This window comes from Rhizobium sp. CFBP 8762 (genome assembly GCF_014841565.1).
In the GTDB taxonomy this organism is placed as follows: Bacteria; Pseudomonadota; Alphaproteobacteria; order Rhizobiales; family Rhizobiaceae; genus CFBP-8762.
Map to the genome: position 1 here is coordinate 110,968 of NZ_JACYUD010000009.1, position 21,792 is coordinate 132,759.

The 21,792-nt window shown below is 56.9% G+C and carries 24 protein-coding genes; 10 read left to right on the forward strand and 14 right to left on the reverse strand.

Annotated features, from left to right (window positions below; genetic code table 11):
- Positions 1–60: 60 nt before the first annotated feature.
- Positions 61–489 carry a hypothetical protein gene (locus tag IFT84_RS18830; protein WP_192122152.1) on the reverse strand — a complete coding sequence of 143 codons (429 nt, stop codon included), beginning with the start codon at positions 487–489 and terminating at the stop codon, positions 61–63.
- 223 nt (positions 490–712) lie between these two features.
- Between IFT84_RS18830 and hemP the strand changes: the two genes are divergently transcribed.
- From hemP to IFT84_RS18865, 7 genes are all read left to right on the forward strand, one after another.
- Positions 713–895 carry a hemin uptake protein HemP gene (gene hemP / locus IFT84_RS18835; protein WP_192122153.1) on the forward strand — a complete coding sequence of 61 codons (183 nt, stop codon included), beginning with the start codon at positions 713–715 and terminating at the stop codon, positions 893–895.
- A 5-nt stretch (positions 896–900) separates the two neighbouring features.
- Positions 901–1,953, forward strand: coding sequence for a hemin-degrading factor (locus tag IFT84_RS18840; protein WP_192122154.1), 1,053 nt, complete (start codon positions 901–903; stop codon positions 1,951–1,953).
- Positions 1,954–2,023: 70 nt separating this feature from the next.
- Complete coding sequence (locus IFT84_RS18845) at positions 2,024–2,881, forward strand: heme/hemin ABC transporter substrate-binding protein (RefSeq protein WP_244651298.1); 858 nt, start codon at positions 2,024–2,026, stop codon at positions 2,879–2,881.
- Positions 2,868–3,995 carry a FecCD family ABC transporter permease gene (locus IFT84_RS18850; protein WP_244651285.1) on the forward strand — a complete coding sequence of 376 codons (1,128 nt, stop codon included), beginning with the start codon at positions 2,868–2,870 and terminating at the stop codon, positions 3,993–3,995. The genes IFT84_RS18845 and IFT84_RS18850 overlap by 14 nt, the downstream gene beginning before the upstream one ends.
- 1 nt (position 3,996) lies before the next feature.
- A complete protein-coding gene (locus IFT84_RS18855; protein ID WP_192122157.1) occupies positions 3,997–4,785 on the forward strand; it encodes a heme ABC transporter ATP-binding protein in 789 nt (262 codons plus the stop codon).
- Positions 4,786–4,913: 128 nt separating this feature from the next.
- Positions 4,914–5,276, forward strand: a complete 363-nt coding sequence (locus tag IFT84_RS18860) for a DUF883 family protein (RefSeq protein WP_192122158.1) — start codon at positions 4,914–4,916, stop codon at positions 5,274–5,276.
- Positions 5,277–5,368: 92 nt separating this feature from the next.
- Positions 5,369–5,788: a phage holin family protein gene (locus IFT84_RS18865; RefSeq protein ID WP_192122159.1), complete on the forward strand. Its 420-nt coding sequence runs from the start codon at positions 5,369–5,371 to the stop codon at positions 5,786–5,788.
- A 32-nt stretch (positions 5,789–5,820) separates the two neighbouring features.
- Here IFT84_RS18865 and IFT84_RS18870 read toward each other — a convergent pair whose 3' ends face one another.
- The 3 genes from IFT84_RS18870 to IFT84_RS18880 all read right to left on the reverse strand — a co-directional run bounded on the left by IFT84_RS18870 (position 5,821) and on the right by IFT84_RS18880 (position 8,276).
- Entirely contained in the window at positions 5,821–7,341 is a 1,521-nt protein-coding gene (locus IFT84_RS18870; RefSeq protein ID WP_192122160.1) for a sensor histidine kinase, read from the reverse strand.
- 168 nt (positions 7,342–7,509) lie between these two features.
- On the reverse strand, positions 7,510–8,073 hold the full coding sequence (locus tag IFT84_RS18875) for an RNA polymerase sigma factor (RefSeq protein ID WP_192122161.1): 564 nt from the start codon (positions 8,071–8,073) through the stop codon (positions 7,510–7,512).
- 8 nt (positions 8,074–8,081) lie between these two features.
- On the reverse strand, positions 8,082–8,276 hold the full coding sequence (locus IFT84_RS18880) for a NepR family anti-sigma factor (RefSeq protein WP_192122162.1): 195 nt from the start codon (positions 8,274–8,276) through the stop codon (positions 8,082–8,084).
- A gap of 145 nt (positions 8,277–8,421) precedes the next feature.
- Between IFT84_RS18880 and IFT84_RS18885 the strand changes: the two genes are divergently transcribed.
- On the forward strand, positions 8,422–9,216 hold the full coding sequence (locus tag IFT84_RS18885) for a response regulator (protein WP_192122163.1): 795 nt from the start codon (positions 8,422–8,424) through the stop codon (positions 9,214–9,216).
- A 149-nt stretch (positions 9,217–9,365) separates the two neighbouring features.
- Positions 9,366–10,319, forward strand: coding sequence for a sensor histidine kinase (locus IFT84_RS18890; RefSeq protein ID WP_192122262.1), 954 nt, complete (start codon positions 9,366–9,368; stop codon positions 10,317–10,319).
- 170 nt (positions 10,320–10,489) lie between these two features.
- On the opposite strand, the gene IFT84_RS18895 is transcribed toward IFT84_RS18890, so the two are convergent.
- The 9 genes from IFT84_RS18895 to IFT84_RS18935 all read right to left on the reverse strand — a co-directional run bounded on the left by IFT84_RS18895 (position 10,490) and on the right by IFT84_RS18935 (position 20,437).
- Positions 10,490–12,136 carry an FGGY-family carbohydrate kinase gene (locus IFT84_RS18895; protein WP_192122164.1) on the reverse strand — a complete coding sequence of 549 codons (1,647 nt, stop codon included), beginning with the start codon at positions 12,134–12,136 and terminating at the stop codon, positions 10,490–10,492.
- A 22-nt stretch (positions 12,137–12,158) separates the two neighbouring features.
- Positions 12,159–12,815 (reverse strand): HAD family hydrolase, encoded by a 657-nt coding sequence (locus tag IFT84_RS18900; RefSeq protein ID WP_192122165.1) that lies wholly within the window; start codon positions 12,813–12,815, stop codon positions 12,159–12,161.
- A gap of 10 nt (positions 12,816–12,825) precedes the next feature.
- A complete protein-coding gene (locus IFT84_RS18905; RefSeq protein WP_192122166.1) occupies positions 12,826–14,310 on the reverse strand; it encodes a mannitol dehydrogenase family protein in 1,485 nt (494 codons plus the stop codon).
- A gap of 27 nt (positions 14,311–14,337) precedes the next feature.
- On the reverse strand, positions 14,338–15,111 hold the full coding sequence (locus tag IFT84_RS18910) for an L-iditol 2-dehydrogenase (protein ID WP_192122167.1): 774 nt from the start codon (positions 15,109–15,111) through the stop codon (positions 14,338–14,340).
- Positions 15,108–16,109, reverse strand: coding sequence for an ABC transporter ATP-binding protein (locus IFT84_RS18915; protein ID WP_192122168.1), 1,002 nt, complete (start codon positions 16,107–16,109; stop codon positions 15,108–15,110). The genes IFT84_RS18910 and IFT84_RS18915 overlap by 4 nt, the downstream gene beginning before the upstream one ends.
- An 11-nt stretch (positions 16,110–16,120) precedes the next feature.
- Positions 16,121–16,951 carry a carbohydrate ABC transporter permease gene (locus IFT84_RS18920; RefSeq protein WP_192122169.1) on the reverse strand — a complete coding sequence of 277 codons (831 nt, stop codon included), beginning with the start codon at positions 16,949–16,951 and terminating at the stop codon, positions 16,121–16,123.
- Position 16,952: 1 nt separating this feature from the next.
- Positions 16,953–17,825, reverse strand: coding sequence for a carbohydrate ABC transporter permease (locus IFT84_RS18925; RefSeq protein ID WP_192122170.1), 873 nt, complete (start codon positions 17,823–17,825; stop codon positions 16,953–16,955).
- A 177-nt stretch (positions 17,826–18,002) separates the two neighbouring features.
- Positions 18,003–19,313 carry an ABC transporter substrate-binding protein gene (locus IFT84_RS18930; protein ID WP_192122171.1) on the reverse strand — a complete coding sequence of 437 codons (1,311 nt, stop codon included), beginning with the start codon at positions 19,311–19,313 and terminating at the stop codon, positions 18,003–18,005.
- A 173-nt stretch (positions 19,314–19,486) separates the two neighbouring features.
- Positions 19,487–20,437 carry a sugar-binding transcriptional regulator gene (locus IFT84_RS18935; protein WP_192122172.1) on the reverse strand — a complete coding sequence of 317 codons (951 nt, stop codon included), beginning with the start codon at positions 20,435–20,437 and terminating at the stop codon, positions 19,487–19,489.
- 138 nt (positions 20,438–20,575) lie between these two features.
- Here IFT84_RS18935 and IFT84_RS18940 point away from each other — a divergent pair, with 138 nt between their 5' ends.
- Positions 20,576–21,055: a hypothetical protein gene (locus IFT84_RS18940; RefSeq protein ID WP_192122173.1), complete on the forward strand. Its 480-nt coding sequence runs from the start codon at positions 20,576–20,578 to the stop codon at positions 21,053–21,055.
- 11 nt (positions 21,056–21,066) lie between these two features.
- Here IFT84_RS18940 and IFT84_RS18945 read toward each other — a convergent pair whose 3' ends face one another.
- A complete protein-coding gene (locus IFT84_RS18945) occupies positions 21,067–21,705 on the reverse strand; it encodes a TetR family transcriptional regulator C-terminal domain-containing protein (protein ID WP_192122174.1) in 639 nt (212 codons plus the stop codon).
- Positions 21,706–21,792: the final 87 nt, after the last annotated feature.

Sequence of the window (21,792 nt, forward strand, 5' to 3'; positions counted from 1 at the left end):
ACGTCTGGTCACGCATCGCCACGCACGGTGGTCGACACGAGGGGAGAGCGCTGAGCTTTCTCAGCCCTGCAAGGTCACATCGGTTTTGGAGCGGGTTTTGAGCGCTTTGGTGCAGATCGCCTTGTCCACGCCATTGCCTTCGCAGGCCGTGATATCGTTGATCAGCATGCCCTTGATGGTCTCACATTTCAAACCCGGCAGATTGAACTGGCGCACCTTGTCCTTTCCGGTGGGCAGATCGCGGAACGGTAGGCCAATGGTCTTTTCCACCTGCCCCTTGGCGTTGAACATCACCAGTTGAAGCGAAATCGTATCGATGGACTGTGGCAGCGAATTCTGGATGAGAAACGTCATGCCGCAGCCCTGCTCGGTGGATGCCAGTGTGTTGAGCTCGATCATCAATTCCTGCGGCGCTTGCGCATCCTGCGCCACCGCGAGAGAGGTCATCAGTGAAGCGACTGCCAGAGCTGCAATACGTTTGTACATCATTCCTGCCTATCCCGAGAGTGCCAGTCTGCGCCCCTTTGCGGGCCACCCTGACATTATATTTGCATCATATACAGACTGTTTTCACCAGCCCGCAGAACCAAAATACGCTGTTGCGTCATTAAAGAAACGTGAGTAAACAAGTCAAGATAGGTAGGGCAGTTAGCGCACATTATAGTGCTAATATATCGGCTTTTTTACCACCAACAAGACCGGACTTTATGCTTTGACGTTTCACAACGGGAAATTTGACGGCACCTCTGCGGCAGGTCGCGACCACAGCGAAACCCTTCCGACTGTCAGCAGCGCTGAGCTTTTCAAGGGAAAAGCCGAGATCGTCATTGTGCATGAAGACACGACTTATCGGTTGAAAATCACCCGTCAGGGCAAGTTAATTCTGAACAAATAGGTGTTATGATGGCTGCAGCTTCTCCCTCTCCTCACGAAATCCGCAGCTTTCGCAGCGCAAACCCCTCGTTGCGCGAACGCGATCTGGCTGCCCAGCTTGGCATCAGCGAGGCAGCCCTCGTCGCAGCCGAATGCGGGCTGACCGCCACCCGGATCGACGGAAACGCCAATACCTTTCTGAGCCGGGCGGCGGAACTGGGCTCCGTGCTGGCGCTGACGCGAAACGAGAGCGCCGTGCATGAAAAGGATGGAGTCTATGACAACGTGACCCCGGGCAAGTTTGCGACACTGGTCCTTGGTGGAGCAATTGATTTGCGCGTGTTTCCCACTGCCTGGGCCCATGGTTTTGCCGTTACCAAGACAGATGGTGACACGGTGCGCCGCAGCTTTCAGTTTTTCGATTGCGAGGGCATGGCCGTTCACAAGGTGCATCTGCGCGCCCATTCCAATGTGGATGCCTTCGTGCGCATCACCGACGATCTGGCTCTGGAGGATCAGTCGCAGATTTTCGTTCCGACCACCCGTCCCGCCAAAATCGAAGAGATTTCAGAAACCGACGTGGCGGCGCTGCGCGACAATTGGAGCCGGATGACCGATACGCACGAGTTTTTCGGCATGTTGAAGAAGCTCAAGGTTAATCGTCAGGAAGCCGTGCGGCGCGTTGGCGAAGATTATGCCTGGCAGCTTGATAATCAGGCGGCAGAGGCAATGCTCAACGCCAGCGCTGCGCAAGGCCTGCCCATCATGTGCTTTGTCGGCAACCCCGGTGTGATCCAGATCCATTCCGGGCCAGTGCAAACCATCAAGGCCATGGGTCCCTGGCTGAATGTGATGGATGACGACTTCCACCTGCACCTGCGGATGGACCACATCGCCGAGACCTGGGCAGTGCGCAAACCCACCAAGGATGGCCATGTGACCTCGGTCGAAATCTACGATGCCAAGGGAGAGATGATCATCCAGTTCTTTGGCAAGCGCCATGAAGGCAATCAGGAGCAGGATGCATGGCGCGGTATCGTGGAAAGCCTGAACCGGTTTAACAGCATCGTCGCGGCTTGAGGATTAGGACATGACGTTGAGCATTTTCCGGCTGGTATCGCTGTTCCGTCTACGTGGTCTGGCTTCGCTGATGGTGTTGCTATCGGTCGCCGGAGCGACATCCGTGACGGCACAGACGCAACCTGCCGACACCTCCCGTCTGATTTCGATCGGCGGCGCGGTCACGGAAATCATCTACGCATTGGGTGAGGAAAAGCGGTTGATCGGACGCGATTCAACCAGCATGTATCCCGCCGCAGCCATGGCGCTTCCCGATGTCGGCTATATGCGCGCTCTGTCGCCGGAGGGCGTGATGGGGCTCAACCCGAGTGCCATTCTGGCGGTGGAGGGCAGCGGTCCGCCGGAGGCGCTGGCTGTGCTGAAGAGCGCCAATGTTCCCTACCAGACCGTGCCCGAGGTCTACACACGCGATGGCATTGTCGATAAGATTTCAACGGTTGGCGCATTCCTGAACGTGCCGGACAAGGCGCAAGCGCTGGCGTCCACCGTCAGGTCCGACCTTGATGCAGCCCTGAGCGAAGCCAGTTCGCGACCTCAGGGCGAACGCAAGCGCGTTCTGTTCATTCTAAGCACGCAGGCCGGTAAAATCATGGCGTCCGGCACGGGAACGGCCGCCGATGCGATCATTGGTCTGGCAGGCGCAGTCAATGCCACGGATGGATATCCCGGTTACAAGGCGCTGACCGATGAAGCCATTATCGGGGCAAAGCCGGACGTCATCCTGATGATGGACCGGGGCGGAGACCATGGCGCGTCCAACGAAACCTTATGGACGCACCCTGCCATCAGCCTCACGCCAGCGGCTGAGAGCAAGGCCGTCATTCGCATGGATGGGCTGCATCTGCTCGGCTTCGGGCCGCGGACAGCGTCTGCCATACGGGAATTGAATGCGGCAATCTACAAGAAGACCGGCGATGGCGCTGAGTGACACATCGCTGGTGGCGAAAGCATCCGTACCACCCGGTCTGAAAGCGCTGCTGTCGGACTGGCGCCGTGGCGATCGCGCTCCACTGGCCCGTATTGTCATTGGCGTGCTGGCTGTTCTGACCTTGGTGACCTTTGGTTTTTCCGTCATGACGGGGGCGTCGGACGCCTCAATCTGGAACGTGTTGGGCCTTGAGGTGTTGGGATTTGCGACTGACACCACACTGTCGGCCCGCGATTCGATCATCATTTACGATATTCGGCTGCCGCGCGCTGTCATGGGTCTTTTGATCGGGGCATCTTTGGCGGTTTCCGGCGCGGTGATGCAGGGCCTGTTTCGCAATCCGCTGGCTGATCCCGGGCTGGTTGGCGTGTCCTCCGGTGCCAGTCTCGGTGCCGTCACCATGATCGTGCTTGGCACTCAGGTGTTCGGTCCCCTGTTTGCGATCTTCGGCATTTATACCCTGCCGGTTGCATCCTTCGTTGGCGGTTTGATCACCACACTCCTTCTCTATCGTATCGCAACCCGCAACGGGCAGACCTCAATTGCCACGATGCTGCTCGCCGGTATTGCGCTCGGTGCGTTGGCCGGAGCCGTAACGGGCATTCTGGTGTTCAAGGCCGATGACAAGCAGTTGCGCGATCTCACATTCTGGGGTCTCGGCTCGTTGGCGGGCGCAACCTGGACCAAGATTTTGGCTGCCGGGCCAATCATGCTTGCGGCCCTTCTGGCCGTGCCGTTTCTGGCGCGCGGGCTGAATGCCATCACCCTTGGCGAGGCTGCGGCCTTCCACATGGGCGTACCGGTGCAAAGATTGAAAGCCATTGGCATCGTCACGGTGGCCGCCGCAACGGGCGCTTCCGTTGCGGTCAGCGGCGGCATTGGCTTTGTCGGAATTGTCGTGCCTCATATTCTGCGGCTGATTATTGGGCCGGACCACCGGTATCTGCTTCCAGCCTCTGCACTTCTGGGCGGTGTGATGCTGCTTTTTGCCGATATGTTTGCCCGCACCATCGTAGCACCGGCGGAACTGCCCATCGGGATTCTGACAGCCGTTGTCGGCGCGCCCTTCTTCCTGTGGATTTTGTTGCGCGGCCGTATGCAGATGGGTTTGTAGGATGATTGAAGCCACCAACCTGACGGTTTGGCTGTCTGGCAAACCGATTGTACGGGATGTATCGCTGCGCGCCAGACCGGGTGAGTTTACAGCCATTGCCGGGCCGAATGGCTCCGGCAAGACCACCACGTTGAAAGCACTGGCGGGCGAACTTCCGTTTCAGGGCCATCTCACCATCAACGGACACGCGATATCAGAGTTGAAACCCTGGCAATTGTCGATCAAGCGGGCCGTCTTGCCGCAGGCCAGCGTTATCGCCTTCCCCTTCACCGTGCGCGAAATCGTCCAGATGGGCTTGACCGTCCATCCCCACAACAGCCACGTCACAAACCAGCGGATTGTAACAGACGCCCTGCAAGCCGTGGATCTGGAGGGGTTTGCGGGTCGTTTCTATCAGGAACTGTCGGGCGGCGAACAGCAACGGGTGCAGCTTGCCCGTGTCCTCTGCCAGATATGGGATCCAGTCGTGGATGGCGAACCGTGCTACCTGCTGCTGGATGAGCCGGTGTCCAGCCTTGATATCCGGCATCAACTGGCCATCATGGCGCTCGGTCGCCGCTACTGCGAACGCGGTGGTGGGGTGATTGCTGTCATGCATGATCTCAACCTGACGGCCATGTTCGCCGAACATATGATCATGATGAAAGACGGGCAGGTCGCTGCCGCCGGCAACCCGCGCGATGCTCTCACCGATGACACACTGCAAACGGTGTTCGGCTGTCAGATGCGTGTCAACACCACGCCTGCTCACAACACTCCATTCGTGCTGCCCCATACTGCCGCGTTTTAGAAAATGGATATGGAACAATAGGTTCCCTGGCGCGTTTGAAAAGTGAACCGCGCCTGTCCAGCCGAAATGTCTGCCGGGCGTTCTGATACGCCGTTACAACCGGCCTCGCACATTTAAGGAGTAGCATTATGGCGACAGGATTTTTCTCGCAGCTTGAAAAGAAGGCGAAGCGCAACGGTTTGATCGATAGCTCCGTCGAGCACCAGATCAGCCAGCTGCGCGGCGATATTTCCAAACTGGCGAAGGCCTTGTCCGCACGCGGCTCCGATGCATCCAGCGAAGTTCAGTCGAGAGCGAAAAGCGTTCGCAATCAGGCAGAATCCGGCTTGCATGACCTTTGGGCCAACAGCGAGGATATTCTGTCGGATCTGCGTTCGCGCTATTCCGATACCGAACGTCAGGTTCGTCATACCGTTCGCGAGCACCCGCTGGCGACGCTGGGCGCTGCTGCCGCCGTGGGTCTGGTCATCGCTGCATTGCTGCGCCGCTAAGGCGTGATGCGCAAGATGTGCCGCTCTGTGTGGCACATCTTGCGAAAACAAAGACGACACGCGTCTGGCCCGTTGGGTGAATGGAGAAAAGCATGGGGGCTCTTGGGGCACTTTTTACCACTTATGCCGCTTCGAACGTGGGAGAAACCGTTTCGCGATATAAGCGAAATGCCATTCTTTACAGCGTTGCCGGCCTTTTGCTGTTCGCAGCATTCATTTATGGGATGATAGCCCTCACCATATGGTTGAGCGAAATGTATTCACCGGTTACCGCCACCGCCAGCATAGCATTTGCCTTCTTCGTGGTTGCAGTGCTCATTCTGCTTGTCATGATGGGGCTAAAAGCAAAGGATCGTAAACTCGCGCTGGAACGTCGCCGCATTGCACAAAACCGTGCAAGCGTGGCCTTGGCTGCGAGCAATGCGATCTTCTACCGCAACCCAATTATCGCTACAGGAATCGCGTTCGGCCTATCTTCCCTGATCGGCGCACTGGCTCCACGGAAGAAATAACGGCTTCAACATTCACGGTTATATGCCGCTGCCTACATGCTGTAGGTCAGCGGCATTTTTATAATGGCTGTTACGCCTGCGGGAAGAAACTCGACTGTCACGCGGCTTCCCAAAATCTTGTCAAGACTGCGCTCAATCAGGATTGACCCAAATCCGCGCCGTTCCGGGCGGGTCGCAATTTCAGGACCACCGACTTCCGTCCACGTCATATGAAGAACAGGTTTTCCGTCTTCCTGAACGGAACGCGCAACGATGACGACCTTGCCATCCGGCACGGACAGCGAACCGAACTTTGTGGCGTTGGTAGCCAACTCATGCAGAACGAGACCAAGGCCGACAGCCTGATCAGGACCGAGTTCAATTTCGTCCTTGTGGATTTCGATCTGTCTGGGATAGTCCGTAACACTGGGACCGAGTTGCTTGCTCAGAAGCGCATTCAGGCGAATGGTGCCCCACTCATGGTCCGATAACAGTCCATGGGCCTCGGAAATAGCTTGAAGACGGCCTGCAAACGCCGTCATGAATTCTTTGGGATCGCTCGTCGTGCGCAAGGTCTGACGTGCGAGTGACTGCAACATTGCCAAGGTGTTCTTGACGCGATGGTTCAGTTCTCTCAACAGCAAGCGGGTTCGCTGGTTGGAACTCTGCGCCTCGGTCACATCGATGTTGACACCGAGAAATACGGAGGCTGCACCGTTCTTGTCTCGCTCATGCACACGACCGCGCCCCATCAGCCACCGCCCTGTGGATGCACTTCGGAACACGGAGTCATACTCCTCGTCCAGTTTCATCGCTTCACGCAGACGATCCAGCGCAAGGGTGCGGTCATCGGCGTGGATCGCCGCAAACACCTGCCGCGCGCTCGTAGCGCCATTCTGTGGCAGGCCCAGCATTCGCATCATCGCGTCATTACCGGATACCATGCCGCTGTTGATGTCCCATAACCAGCTGCCGACATTGGCCGCTTCCAGAGCCATAGCGTGCCGACGCTCCTCGCGTGACAGCGATGCCGCTTTGATGGCCCGGTTTCTGGCCTCGTCCTTCATGGAAAACAGTGAGCCTGCCAAGGTCGCAAGGCTGGCGAGCTGCGCAAGCTCGACATCCGTCGCAGCGTCCCGTGGCTCTACATCCATGACGCAGATGGTACCGACTGGATGGCCGGCCACCATGATTGGCACGCCCGCGTAAAAGCGCACGAAAGGCTGCTGGGCGACATGCGGTTTTGTCGAGAACCGTTCATCGGCAGCGGCATCGGGCACAACGAGCGAGGTTGAGGGAGCCTGCGCCAAAGCGTGGACGCAGAACGAATCCGCCGTCGGCGCCGTTGTCTGCGTTGCACCGACACGCGCCTGAAACATCTGGGTTTGCGGGCCAAGCAGCGAAACGATTGCAATTGGACACCGGAAGGTGCTCGCGGCAATCTGGACAAGAGGGAGAAAGTCGGCGTCCGGTCCCGGTACCGCTGCTGAGATTTCTTCAACCGTCGCCAGTCGCTCCGGCGAGTTCAGAATATCGAGTATCGGAGTTGGTAGCGTGCCAACGGTATTCGTCATGTCATTCAACTCCGGCGGCGATGCAGCATAATCGCCAAACCTCCCTTTAGATTCATCTAATGGAAACTCTGGGGGACCTCAAGGTCAAATATAACAATGAAAGAGGTCCCGACCAGAATAGTGTGCCATAAATATATTCGAGCTATTGCCAATCAGAATTTATAGGTTTTAGGAGACGAAAGCGCGGGATGTCAAAGGCGCGGAAGTTGCATCCGGGCCGTAATCTCCCTCGCCGTTGATTTTCAGGATATCCTGCAATCGTTGCCGCGCGCGGTTGACGCGGCTTTTGATTGTGCCGAGAGCACAGCCGCAAATCTCCGCAGCCTCCTCGTAGGAGAAGCCGGAAGCTCCTACCAAAATGATGGCTTCGCGTTGGTCCGACGGCAGCGATTCCAGCGCTTTGCGAAAATCCTGCAAATCGAGCGAGCCATACTGCGACGGGTGTTGCGCCAGCGACTCGGTGAAGAAACCGTCGCTATCCTGAACCTCACGCCCGCGCTTGCGCATCTGGCTGTAGAGTTCATTGCGCAGAATGGTGAACAGCCAAGCCTTCATATTGGTGCCCATCTCGAAGTGGTCCTGTTTGGCCCATGCCTTCATGATGGTATCCTGCACCAGATCATCCGCACGGTCATGACGACCAATCAGCGACATGGCAAATGCGCGAAGACTTGGCAGGGCCGAGAGCATTTCGCGCTTGAAGCTGGCGGTAGTGTCCGGGGTGGTGGTCATTACGCCGTTTACTCCTGGGAACAGTCGCTGGATTGACGCTCTGCGGCATCGAGTTTTTCCAGAAGGTCAAGAAACCGGTCGGGAATGGCCTCTTCCTGCACAGACAGATAGAGCGCGCGCAACTTACTGGCGATTTGCGCGTTCGTATCATCTGCACTTGAAGCATTGGCGTCAGCACGCTGCGTCCCAGTGTCATAGCTCATGTGGATGCGGATCACTTTCGAAAGTTGATTTTCAACTAAATGCGCGAGGAAAAATTTGGTTCCTTCTATGGAACCTTTTTTATTGTAATCGCGTTAATCCCCTGCTGAGGCTTTCATTTGAGCCCTTTGAGGGAGATAACACACTATGTCACTGTCCACCCGGATTGCGCCCTACCTTCCGTATCTGCGCCGGTATTCGCGCGCATTGACGGGGACGCAAACCTCCGGCGATGCTTACGTCGCTGCCGTTCTTGAAGCTATTATTTCCGATATCTCGATCTTCCCAAAAGCTGAAAATGATCGTGTCGCGCTTTTCAAGCTGTATACACAACTTTTCGGTACATCCGCCGTGGCTATCCCCGAGCCTTTGTCTCCATTTGCGTGGGAGCAGCGCGCGTCGGTCAATCTGGCGTCCGTCTCTCCCCTCGCCCGCCAGGCATTTCTCCTCGTGTCTGTTGAAGGCTTCCGCCCCGATGAAGCCGCAGAGGTGCTCGGGCTTGAGTCCAGTGAAATGGCACGGGTTCTGGAACAGGCCTCGCAGGAAATCTCCCGTCAGGTGGCGACCGACATTATGATCATCGAAGACGAGCCGCTGATCGCGATCGATATTGAGCAGATGGTCATGAGCCTCGGTCACAACGTAACCGGCATTGCACGCACGCGAGACGAAGCTGTTCGTCTGTTCAACGAGACCAAGCCAAGCATGGTTCTGGCAGATATCCAGCTTGCTGACGGCAGTTCCGGTATCGATGCGGTCAACGATATTCTGAAGACAAGCTCTATTCCGGTCATCTTCATTACGGCTTTCCCGGAACGACTGCTGACGGGCGAACGCCCTGAACCAACATTTCTGGTAACGAAGCCGTTCAATCCGGACATGGTCAAAGCGCTGATCAGTCAGGCCCTCTTCTTCAACGACTCAGAGAAAGCTGCAGCGTGATGGCGCTCTGCTGACATGAATCATGGAACGGGTGCACCGGCATCCGTTCAGGCCGTTTGATCGCGGCATTCTGAAACAGCATATCGGGAATGCATGCCTTGGACAGTCACGATCAGATAACACCTGTCCAGATCAAAGCACCGCTGCGCATGGCGTTGATCGGGCGTGCACTGCGTGATTCCGATACAGGGCTTCTGTTACAGTCCGCCTCGCTTGAGACCCTCTACAGCGAGAATTTTCCCCCTGCCTTTGGTAAGCCGCCGCAAATCGGTGCGGATGACAACGCCATTTTCAGCACTCTGGATGCCGTCAGGCTGATTGCGCTGAAAACGAAGGTGCTGCTGACCGGTGAAACCGCGGAAACGCTGATTGAAATTCCGGCAGAACCCGAACCTTATGCCTTTCGGATGATGCTGGAACGTGTCGATATCGGGACTGGACAGGCAGTCCTGTCCATCATCTCCAATATATCCGAAAGCCGATCCCGCGAGCGGGTTTTAAAGACGCTGTTGCGGGAACTCAGTCACCGGTCGAAAAATTTGTTGGCGATCATCCAAGGCATCGCAACGCAGACGGCCCGTCAGGCTCGCTCGCTGGATGTGTTTCTGATCAAGTTTCGCGGACGCATCCAGTCGCTGTCCAACTCGCAGGATCTGGTGACCGATTCCAGTTGGCGCGGTGCTTTCTTTTTCGACCTCGCCCGCCGTCAGTTTTTGCCCTATTGGCCCGATGCAAAAATTCCCGTGCAACTGGATGGCGTCAACGCGCATTTGTCCCCCAACGCGGCCTTGCATGTCGGGCTGGCACTGCATGAGTTGATCGTGAACTCCGCTTCCCACGGTGCGATTGCGCAGGGCAATGCCAATTTGACGTTGTCGTGTTGGGAAACAAGCTTCAACGGCCAGCGGGCTATTGAAATTCGCTGGAGCGAAGACGTCGCACCATTGCCCTCGTTGTCTGAGGCAGATGACAACAATTTTGCGAAAATCGTTCTGGAACGAGTCGTTCCGGTCGCCGTCAATGGCAGCGCGACATACACCTGTGGAGCAGATGGGACACAATACCAGCTCATTCTGCCAGCGCGTGAATTCGAGATTATCTAAACTTAAGAGCCAGTCCAAACCCGGTAAAGAAACAGCCAGTGTCCGGGGGAGACACTGGCTGGAGACCAATCACCGGGGGAAGTGAATTGGTGGGTCCAGCGATCTTTTGGGGATCACGCATTGGGGGCGATGCGGACCGTCAGCTGGACATCCACAAAACAGTACAGCGTTCAAAAGGTTCCGCGAATATTCGGCGAATTTATCTTTTTTTCGAACGTACTGTTGAACGCCGGTTTACTAACAATACCGTCGAGTTCCGAGCGATGACGGTACAGTGCCAGGAATGCTTCAAAATCAACATCATACAGTGTTTTTCGTGCGGCATCCGGCAGACGCTCCCTGCCCTTTGGGCCCATTGCAGACCCCGCAGTATTCAGGTCCGGGTAAAGCGCGCTCGCAACACTGGCGGTCATTGCCGTCCCCAGCAGAACTGCATCCGCTTCGTCTGGAATAATGACCCGGCAGCCTGTCACATCGGCATAAAGCTCGATCAGCAGAGGATTGTGGATATGCCCGCCGGTAACATGAAGTGTATCAAGATGGTAACCGCGCTCCGTCATCATCGCCAGAATGTGGCGGATACCCAAAGTAATGGCAACACAAGTCCGCCAGTACAGACGGCACAAGGCATCGAATGATGAGTCCAGCGTCAGGCCGCTGATCACGCCCACGCCATTGGGGTCGGCAAGCGGCGAACGGTTTCCGTGAAAGTCCGGCAACACATGCAGGCGCGGAGCAAAGGCATCGCCCTCTTCTGCCCGCAAGGCCTGGATACGGTCGATGATCCGCTTGTGCAGCGCTTTGTCCGGCGGTCCGCCCGCGCTGTGAATGCGCACGATATGGTCGAGCAGGGCACCCGTTGCAGACTGGCCCCCTTCCACCAGCCAAAGATCGGGTAGCAACGCTTCGAAATATGGTCCCCACAATCCGAAGCCGGGCTTCATGTCTTTCGAAAAGGCGACAATACAACTCGACGTGCCTGCAATCAAAGCCAGATGGTGTTCCAGCGTATCGCCATTGCCAGCGTAACGCCCCAGTGCGCCGAAAGCCCCGGCATAGGCATCGATCAGACCGGTTGCCACCTCGCACTCGGTATCCAACCCCAGTGCGTTCGCAGCCTCGGGCAATAGTTTGCCAACGGATGCCCCGACCGGCAAGGTGTCTTCGGGCAGACCAGCACGGGTGCGAAGGTCCGACAGATCGACAGCGGCCAGAAAGTCTGGCTGCCATCCACCGGCGTGCGACAGGTAATTCCATTTGGCTGTCAAAGTACTGCGGGAGCGCGCCAGCGATCCGGCTGCCCGCCATGTCATGAAGTCTGCCAGATCGAAGATGGCTCCGGCTTTGGCCCATTGCTCCGGCAGTTTCTGCTTCAGCCACATCAGCTTGGGGATCTGCATTTCCGGGGAAATCGCTTTGCCGGAGTGCTCCAGAACCGGATGATGCGTTGCCGTGCAAGCCTCGGCTTGACTGATCGCGCGATGGTCCATCCAGACAATTGTGTCCCATTGGGCATCGCCGTTCAGCGATATGGACAGCGGCTTGCCCTCGGTATCGCGCACCACAAGGGAGCACGTCGCATCGAAACCGATTGCCGCAATGGACTGTGCGGTGACACCCGCCGCGCTACAGGCGCCCTTAACCGCAGTGCAGACGGCAGCCCAGATATCCTCGGAATCATGCTCCGCATAATTTTCACGCGGACGGTTCATGAGAATGGCATGATCGGCCCGTCCCAAAAGCCTGCCATGTGTATCGAACACGCCCGCGCGTGCGCTTCCCGTTCCGATATCGACGGCAACGACCAGATCCCGCATCAACACCCTGTTTCGTTAATCCTCATCCAACAAGATGGAGCAAATCTCGCATGTCGTCAAACAGGTGATCGGGCTTCAGGGCCGATAATATGGCCTTGTGCCGTTCGTTGTTGGCATGTGTGCCACCAGCGAACGCAAATACGCGCATATTTGCCGCTTTGGCTGCAAGTATGCCGGCCGGGCTATCCTCAATCACCACACAGTCTCGTGGGTCGACATTCATGGTGTCTGCCGCCAGCAGGAAAAGGTCCGGGGCCGGTTTTCCGTTTGCTACCATCGTTGCGCTGAAAATATGCGGATCGAGTTTATCGATCAGCCCTGTCAGCGTCAGCGACAGCCGGATACGCTCCGGCTGGCTGGAGGACGCAACGCAGCGCTTGATGTTCAGGCCATCCAGCGTTTCTGCAATGCCTGGAATAGGCTGCAATTCCGTCTGGAATCGCTCATACAGAGAGGCGCGCATTCCGTCGAGGAAAGCATCGTCTATAGCAAGCCCATACTCCGACTTCAGCACATCGCCCATGGTTTTGACGCTCTTGCCCAAAAAACGCTCATAGGCGATGTCGGGCTCGATGTGCACACCGTGCTCAGTGAGAATGCGGAGCAAGACATCGAACGAGATCGGCTCGCTATCCACAAGCACGCCGTCGCAATCGAAAATGATCAGGTCAGCATTCATCGTTCAGCTTTCACGCGGCCAACTGGCCGCCGAGATAGAGGGTAAGGGTTTGGCGTGTACCCTTTTCCCACAGTGTTTTTAAGGCATAGCTGAAACTTTTCCGGAAGATTTCCGATCGCGCAACGTCACCAAAAATATCACCCAGTGCCAGAAACGCAGCGGGATCGTCCTTCGCCTTCATCGCGGCTTCATGCAGCCGGTCGGCATTGGCATCGTTGAACACGATTGCTTTGCCGGAATCCGATGTTCCCGCGAAGTAGCGGCACCAGAGCGCCGACACCAGCGCCAGACCGGTGATATCAAGCCCCTTGGCCAGCCGGTCTGCCGTCGAAGGCAGAATGAACTTCGGCTGACGGTTGGACCCATCCTGCGCGAGACGCGGAATTGTGTCGCCGATTTTCGGGTTGGAGAAGCGCGTTTCGATCAGCGTGAAATAGTCGTTCAGATCGGTATTCGGCACCGGCGGAATGATGGGTATGATCTCTTCCTTCTCCAGCTTCGCGAGAAAGTCACGGATCAGTGGCTCTTCCATTGCCTCATGCACGAAGTGGATATCGAGAAGCGCTGCGGGGTAGGCAATCGCCGCATGGCCGCCGTTCAGAATACGGATCTTCATATGTTCATAGGGGGCCACGTCCTCTACGAAGGTCACGCCGACCTCTTCGAGCGCGGGACGTCCCTGGGGGAAGTTATCTTCGAGCACCCACTGCTTGAACTCCTCGCAGAACACCGGCCATTGATCAGCAATGCCGAATTCGTCTGCGACGATGCCGATTTCACGCGCGCCGGTCGCCGGCGTGATCCGGTCCACCATGCCGTTTGGAAACGCGACGTTGTTTTCAATCCACGTTGCAAAGCCGGGGTCCGACAGTCTGGCGAGGCCCACCACGGCAGCTTGCGTCACATGGCCGTTGCCGGGAATATTGTCGCATGACATGACGGTAAACGGCGGAATGTTCAGCGAGGCGCGCTGCTTCAAACCAGCAACGATGAAGCCAAAGACGGTCTTGGGTTCGCCCGGGTTCTGCCCATCGGCAACCATGGCGGGATGAGCCGGGTTGAACACGCCTGTCGCCGGATCAATGAAATAGCCGCCTTCGGTAATTGTCAGCGAGACGATGCGGATATGCGGATCGGTCAACTGGTTGATGATGCTGCGGGTCTCGCCGGGCTTGAGATAGCCGATCATCGGTGCGGTCACACGCGCCGCCGTGCGGTTGTTGTCCTGCTCCACCACCGTCGTCAGATAGTCCTGACTCGCCAGCTTTTCCCGCATCGCTTCATCCGACGGCAGAACACCCGCGCCAATGATCGCCCAATCATGATCGTGGCCCAAGCCAAACAGATCGTCCAGATACACGGCCTGATGGGCGCGGTGGAAGTTGCCGACGCCGAAATGCACGATCCCGGCGCGCAAGTTCGCACGTTCATAGGCCGGAATGGCCGCCTTGGTGCTGATGTCGTCCAGTGTTGCCAGAGAAAGTTCGATTGTCATAGTATCCTCCGCGACGGGTATGAGCTATCAGCTCATCCAGTTGCCGCCATCGACATTGTAGGTCTGCGAGACGATGTAGTCGCTATCGGCAGAGGCGAGAAAAATCGCCATGCCGGTCAGATCGTCCGGTGTTGCCATGCGGCCAAACGGGACTTCCTTCCCGACCAGCGCTTGCTTTTCGCCCTTGGGCCGATTTTCATATTTCGCAAACAGCGCATCCACGCCGTCCCAGTGTTCGCCGTCCACCACGCCCGGGGCAATGGCATTCACGTTGATGCCATGCTGGATCAGGTTCAATCCTGCCGATTGCGTCAGGCTGATGACAGCGGCCTTGGTGGCGCAATACACCGCCACAAGCGCTTCGCCACGGCGTCCCGCCTGGCTGGCCATGTTGATGATCTTGCCGCCCTTGCCGCGTGCAATCATATGGCGGGCAACCGCCTGCATGGTAAACAGCGTGCCGGATACATTGATCGCAAACAGCCGCTCATAGCTGTCCCGCGTGATATCGGCGATGGGTGCGAGATCGAACAGGGCTGCGTTGTTGACCAGAATATTCAGCCCGCCTGTTTTCGAAATCGCCGTTTCCACGGCTGCATCTATGGATGCCTGATCGGTTACATCCATTTCCACCGCATAGGCTTGATTGCCAATACTTTCAGCCGCCGCCTGCGCCCGTTCCAGATTGATATCGGCGATGGCAACAGTTGCGCCTTCGCGCACATAGGCCTGTGCGAAGGCCAGTCCAATTCCGCGCGCGGCACCGGTGATCAGCGCGCTTTTGCCTTCAAGACGGTTCATCGAATGCTCGCTCCTGTTTCGTTAAATCGATGGACCCGGCCCTCTTCCGGCGTCAGAAACACCGTATCACCATGGCGCAAGGGCACATCGCCGCCAGCACGCGCGGTCACCAGCCCAACGCCGTCCACCGTGATATGCAAAAACGTATCGGACCCCAGATGTTCGGCAACACCCACAGTACCCCGCCATGCGCCATCGGTTGTAGAAAGCGTTAGATGCTCCGGCCGCACACCGATGGTGCGTGCGTTGTAGGCTGCCGCCTTGTCGCCCGTCGCAAAGTTCATGCGGGGTGAGCCGATAAAACCCGCGACAAACATGTTGTCCGGGTGGTGGTACAGTTCCAGGGGCGAACCCACCTGCTCCACACGGCCTTTGTTCAGCACAACAATCTTGTCGGCCATGGTCATGGCTTCCACCTGATCGTGCGTAACATAGACCATGGTGGTTTTCAGCTTCTGATGAAGCTCACTGATTTCCAGACGCATGTTGACACGCAGCGCCGCATCGAGGTTGGACAGCGGCTCGTCGAACAGGAAGGCGTCCGGCTGGCGCACGATGGCCCGGCCAATGGCAACACGCTGGCGCTGTCCACCCGAAAGCTGGCGCGGCTTGCGATCCAGATAGTCGGTGAGGTTCAGAACCGAGGCCGCATCGGTGACCTTCTTGTCAATCACCGCTTTATCTTCGCCCGCCATCTTCAGCGGAAAGCCGATATTGGAGCGCACACTCATATGCGGGTAGAGCGCGTAGGACTGAAACACCATCGACAAGCCACGCTTGGCGGGCGGCAGATCCGTGGCATCGCGACCGTTGATAATAATCTGGCCGCCGCTCACATCCTCAAGGCCTGCAATCAGGCGCAACAGCGTGGACTTACCGCAGCCCGACGGGCCAACGAATACAACGAATTCACCGTCATTGATTACCAGATCCAGCGACGGGATCACGACATGCTCACCAAAGTGCTTGGCGACGTTCTGGAGCGTAATGCTACCCATAATGATATCCTTTACTTGACAGCGCCAAAGGTGAGACCGCGAACAAGCTGCTTTTGCGAGAACCAGCCCAGAATGAGAATGGGCGCAATGGCCATGGTCGAGGCGGCAGACAGCTTGGCGTAGAACAACCCTTCAGGGCTGGAATAGGAGGCGATGAAGGCGGTAAGCGGGGCCGCCTTGGAGGCCGTCAGGTTCAATGTCCAGAACGCTTCGTTCCACGCCAGAATGATGTTGAGGAGCAGAGTAGAGGCAATCCCCGGCACGGCCATCGGTGTCAGCACGTAGATGATTTCCTTCATCAAGGACGCACCATCCATGCGGCTGGCTTCCAGAATTTCACCCGGTATTTCCTTGAAGTAGGTGTAGAGCATCCAGACGATGATCGGCAGGTTGATCAGTGTCAGCACCAGAACCAGCCCGATGCGTGTATCCAGAAGCCCGACGCTGCGGAAGATCAAGTACATCGGCACCAGCACGCCAACAGGCGGCAGCATCTTTGTGGAGAGCATCCACATCAACACATCCTTGGTACGCGGTGTTGGTGAGAATGCCATGGCCCAGGCGGCGGGAATGGCAATCAGCAGCCCAAGCAAGGTGGAACCGAGCGAGATGACAACCGAGTTCATGAAGTGGCCGAAATAATTGGAGCGGCTCTGCACTTCTGCGTAGTTCTCGGTCGTCCAGTCGAAGAAGAACAGCGATGGTGGCGAGGCGATGGCCTCAGCCTCCGTTTTAAAGCTGGTCAGGATTGTCCAGAAAATCGGGAAAAACAGGGCAATGCCAATAGACCACGCAATGACGGTAACGATAATCTTGCGCTCTTTGGAAACAGTCTGTGCCATCTCAGGCCTCCAGATTCTTGCCAATCATCCTGATCAGGAAGAAGGCAACGATGTTGGCAAGAATAACCGCGACGATACCGCCCGCCGATGCGCCACCGACATCGAACTGCAACAGGGCCTGCGCGTAGACGAGATAGGTGATGTTGGTGCTCTGCGTGCCCGGACCGCCATTAGTCGTGACCAGAATTTCAGCAAAGACCGAAAGCAGGAAGATTGTCTGGATGAGAATGACCACCGTAATGGCCCGCGAAAGATGCGGCAGGGTGATATAGATGAACCGGCTCCACGCACTTGCCCCATCCATCTGTGCTGCTTCCTTCTGGTCTTCATCCAGCGACTGAAGAGCGGTGAGCAAAATGAGCGTGGCGAAGGGCAGCCACTGCCACGCGACGATAACGATGATCGACAGCAACGGCGAATTGGACAAAAAGTCATAGGGCTGCAAGCCAACCGCTTTTGCCACCCAGGCAAACAATCCGTTGACCGGGTTCATGAACATGTTCTTCCACACCAGTGCCGCAACCGTCGGCATGATCAGGAAGGGCGCAATCACCAGAATACGCACAATGCCCTGCCCGTACATCGGCTGATCCAGAAGCAGCGCCAGTGCGATGCCGCCAAATACAGTGATGCAGAGTACACCGACGACAATGGCCAGCGTGTTGAACAAAGCCTGAAAGAAGGCGGGATCGGTCAGAAAGAAGGAGTAATTGGTAAAACCTGCCCACTCTTCCATGCCCGGCATCAACAGATTGTAGCGCAGGAAGGAGAAGTAGATGGTCAGTGACAGCGGGATGATCATCCACGCCAGCAGCAGAAGAACGGACGGCGCCATCATCAGCCGCGCGGCCGCACGGGTATGCAAGGTTGCCATCGCAGCCCACCTTTCGAATTAGAGTATTTGCGACGAACATACGTTCGCCGGAAATGCTCTGATATCTTGTTTTGTCGCATTGTCCTGGCGTGAAAGTGATTCCACTTTCACTGGAAATGCTCTGATTGAAAACAAAAGGCCCTCTCCCGTTTGAGGAGAGAGGGCAAAGAGCAAAGCTTACTTGATGTAGCCAGCCTTGGTCATTTCGCGCACGCTCAACTGCTGTGCGCTGGCCAGTGCCTGATCAACCGTTGTTTGACCAGCCAGAGCGGCCGAGAACTGCTGACCGACCGCCGTGCCAAGACCCTGAAATTCCGGGATAGCCACGAACTGTACGCCTACATAGGGAACCGGCTTGGTGCTTGGGTTCTTCGGATCGGCAGCATTGATCGAGTCGAGCGTCATTTTGGCAAAGGGAGCTGCCTTCTGATACTCGGCATTGTTGTAAAGCGAGGTGCGCGTGCCCGGAGGAACATTTGCCCAGCCTTCCTTGGAGGCGACCAGTTCAAGATAGGCCTTGCTCGTGGCCCAGCTTACGAACTTTTCAGCCGCTTCTGCTTTCTTGGTGCCTGCCGGAATGGCGAGGTTCCACGACCACAGCCAGTTGCCGCGCTTGCCGAGGCCCGCGTCCGGTGCCAGCGCAAAACCGACCTTGTCGGGAACCGTGGATTCCTTCGGGTTGGTGACGAAGGAGGCCGCAACAGTGGCATCAATCCACATGCCGCATTTACCGGTCTGGAACAGTGCCAGATTCTCGTTGAAGCCGTTGGAGGATGCGCCCGGAGGTCCGGCATCCTTCATCAGGTTCACGTAGAATGACAGGGCATTTTTCCATTCCGGCTGATCGAACTGGGGCTGCCATTTCTCATCGAACCAGCGAGCGCCAAACGCGTTGGCAGTCGCCGTCAGGAAGGCCATATTTTCACCCCAGCCTGCTTTTCCCCGCAGGCAGATGCCGTAGACTTCGTTGGATTTATCGGTGATCTTGCGTGCCGCATCCGCGATGAAATCCCAGTTCGGCGCTTCGGGCATGGTCAGACCAGCTTTTTCAAACAGGTCCTTACGGTACATGATCATCGAGCTTTCAGCGTAGAACGGCGCGGCATACAGCTTGCCATCCTGGCTCAAACCGCTGCTGACGGCAGGCACGAGATCGGCTGCGTCATAATCAGCGCCGAGATTGTCGAGTGGCAGAAGCCAGCCCTGCTTGGCCCAGATTGGCACTTCGTAGCTGCCAACCGTCATCACGTCGTACTGGCCGCCCTTGGTGGCGATGTCGGTGGTGACGCGCTGGCGCAGGATGTTTTCTTCCAGCGTAACCCACTCAAGCTGAATATCCGGATTCTTTGCTGTGAAGTCATCCGTCAGTTTCTGCATACGGATCATGTCGCCGTTGTTGACCGTAGCAATGGTCAGCGTTTCGGCTTGTGCCAGTCCTGAAAGCAAAGCTGCCGCGCAGGTACCCAGCATAAAAATTTTCAATGTCATGATCTTCCTCCCAGAAGAATTGGCAGGCTCCCGGCCCGCGCAAATGGCTTGGCAAACTCCACCGCCTCGCACAGTGGGCATTTGCTTCTCGCATGGGCAATTACTCACTAAATGCGCGTGTTTGTCAATCGACAAAATTGGTTTGCCTGTTGATCAACACCATTTCGAGCGTGTCAGCCGAGCAGCAGGCGCGCCGTTGCCTCGTCGGTGATCAAACCGTTCAGGATACGACCGGTCAAGGCGGCACGGAGCGCGCGGAATTTACGCGGCCCCAGTGCCATGCCGATGATTGTCGCCTGCTGACTGTTGGGCAGCGGAATGCTGGCGACGCGCTCGTTGATTGGCCCTTCAAGCAGGTCACCAGCCTCGTTGAACATCCAGCCACAGATTTCCCCCACGGCCCCGGCATCTGTCAGCCGCGCCATTTCGTCGATCGCCAAAAACCCGTCCTGACAGAGCGGTGCATCCGGCCCCAGTTCACCGACGCCGACAAAGGCGACATTGACTTGCTTGCCAAGGGTCAAGGCCGTGTGAACCAGAGATTGGGCATGGAGCAGGTCACGCTCCTCGCCAGAGGATACCAGCACCGGCAGCGGCATGGGGAAATGGCGCGCCTTGATCGTATCCTGCATGCTGAAAATAACGTTGTAATAGGCTGCCGACCCATCCGGCGAAATATTGCCGGTCAAGGATACGATCCGGTGCTGCGGGCAGTCGATCGACGACAGAAGATCAATCGAGGCTTTCAGCGTTCGCCCTGTTCCGATCCCCATGACAATCGGCTCGACCTGCCGCAGCCACCTTTCGATCTCCGCTGCCGCAGCGGGTGCAAGCCCCGCGACGGAAGATGGGGACACCGGATCGCTCGGGACGATTTCCACCTGCCGCAAATCGAACGTGTCCTTCAGTCGGCTCCCGAGTTCCAGACAGGCCGCGATGGGGTGATCGATCCGCACCTTCACCAGTTTTTCAGCCACGGCCAGTGACACCAGACGCTGTGCGGACTGACGGGAAATACCCATAGCAGCGGCAATTTCATCTTGCGTACGACCGGCCACATAATACAGCCAGCCCGCCCTCGCCGCATCATCCAGTCGCGTTACGACTTCCGGTTTCCTCGCCATGCTCTGTGTGTCCTCAACGATTCAGTGCGTGCAGATAATCGATAGTTCGCGACGTTTCGCAAGAAAAAGCGACCGAACTTGTATATCTGAATATTAGAATGTACATATCCAGAAAAGTGAAAATGGTTGGAGAGTTCAGTGCGCACATATCTGGCAATCGGTTCGGATGAGTTTGCGGCACTCAAACAGGAAATCTGGACAGAGCGTGATCGCTGGTCGCTCTATGCGGCAGGCACCTATAACGGACCGACGTCTCCACCGGTTGGTGCGAAGCTGGTCATCAATGAAACCTCCCTCGCCAGAATATTCGATGTCGACCTGTGGGGCAGCGATCCACAGCATGTGCTGATCCGGGACTTTGCGGCTGACGAAATCGATTTCTACAAGGAAATCAAAACGAATGGAACGCACATCATGCTGTGCCGCCACCATAATGACAACAGGATTGTCGCGCTCAACAGCAGAGGCCATTTCGAGAATCGTTATCGGATGCACGATATGACGCCGACCAGCCGCATTGAACGGCGTGCGAGCACCAATTCTAAACTCGCCAGTTATAGCGTGTACGCCATGCCTGTTGGCTTTATGGCTCATGGTTTCGCCTGGTTTATTGCCTGAGCGGTTCCCCGTCAGATCGCGATACCAAGACCTTTCAGGTAAAGTTCTTCCAGAAACCGGGCTGCGTCCTCGAAGCGCCCTTCTCCCGCATTGTCACCCAGTACGGCACGCACCTGCACATCGAAATCTGCGTAATGCTGGGTTGTCGCCCAGATGGAAAAAATCAGATGATAGGGATCACAACGGGAAATCTTGCCAGCCCGCATCCAGGCGCGGATGACATCGGCCTTCTCGTCCATCAAGGATTTCAAAGGGCCCTTGAGTTCATCTTCCACATGCGGCGCACCGTGCAGCATTTCATTGGCAAACAGGCGGCTTTCGCGTGGAAAGTCCCGTGACATTTCCAGTTTGCGCCGGATATAGCTGCGGATTTCGGAAACGGGATTTCCCTCTGCGTCGAGTGCCCGTAAAGGGTCCAACCACGTGTCCAGCACCCGCTCGATCAGGGCGCGATGCATCGCTTCCTTCGTGCGAAAGTAGTAGAGCAGGTTGGGCTTTGACATACCCGCCAGTTCAGCAATCTGGTCCACCGTCGCACCGCGAAAACCGAAGGCTGAAAAGACCTGCAAGGCGGCTTCCAGTATCTGCTCTTCTTTTTCCTGCTGGATGCGTGTGCGGCGCTGCGTTCTGGCGGCTCTTGGCAAGGCCATGTCAAAACCCTCCGCGTGGAACAGGCTGATGTGTGTTGCCGTGTCTGGTTTGTCGCATGTCGTTATTTTTCAACTTGAGTGCGGGGC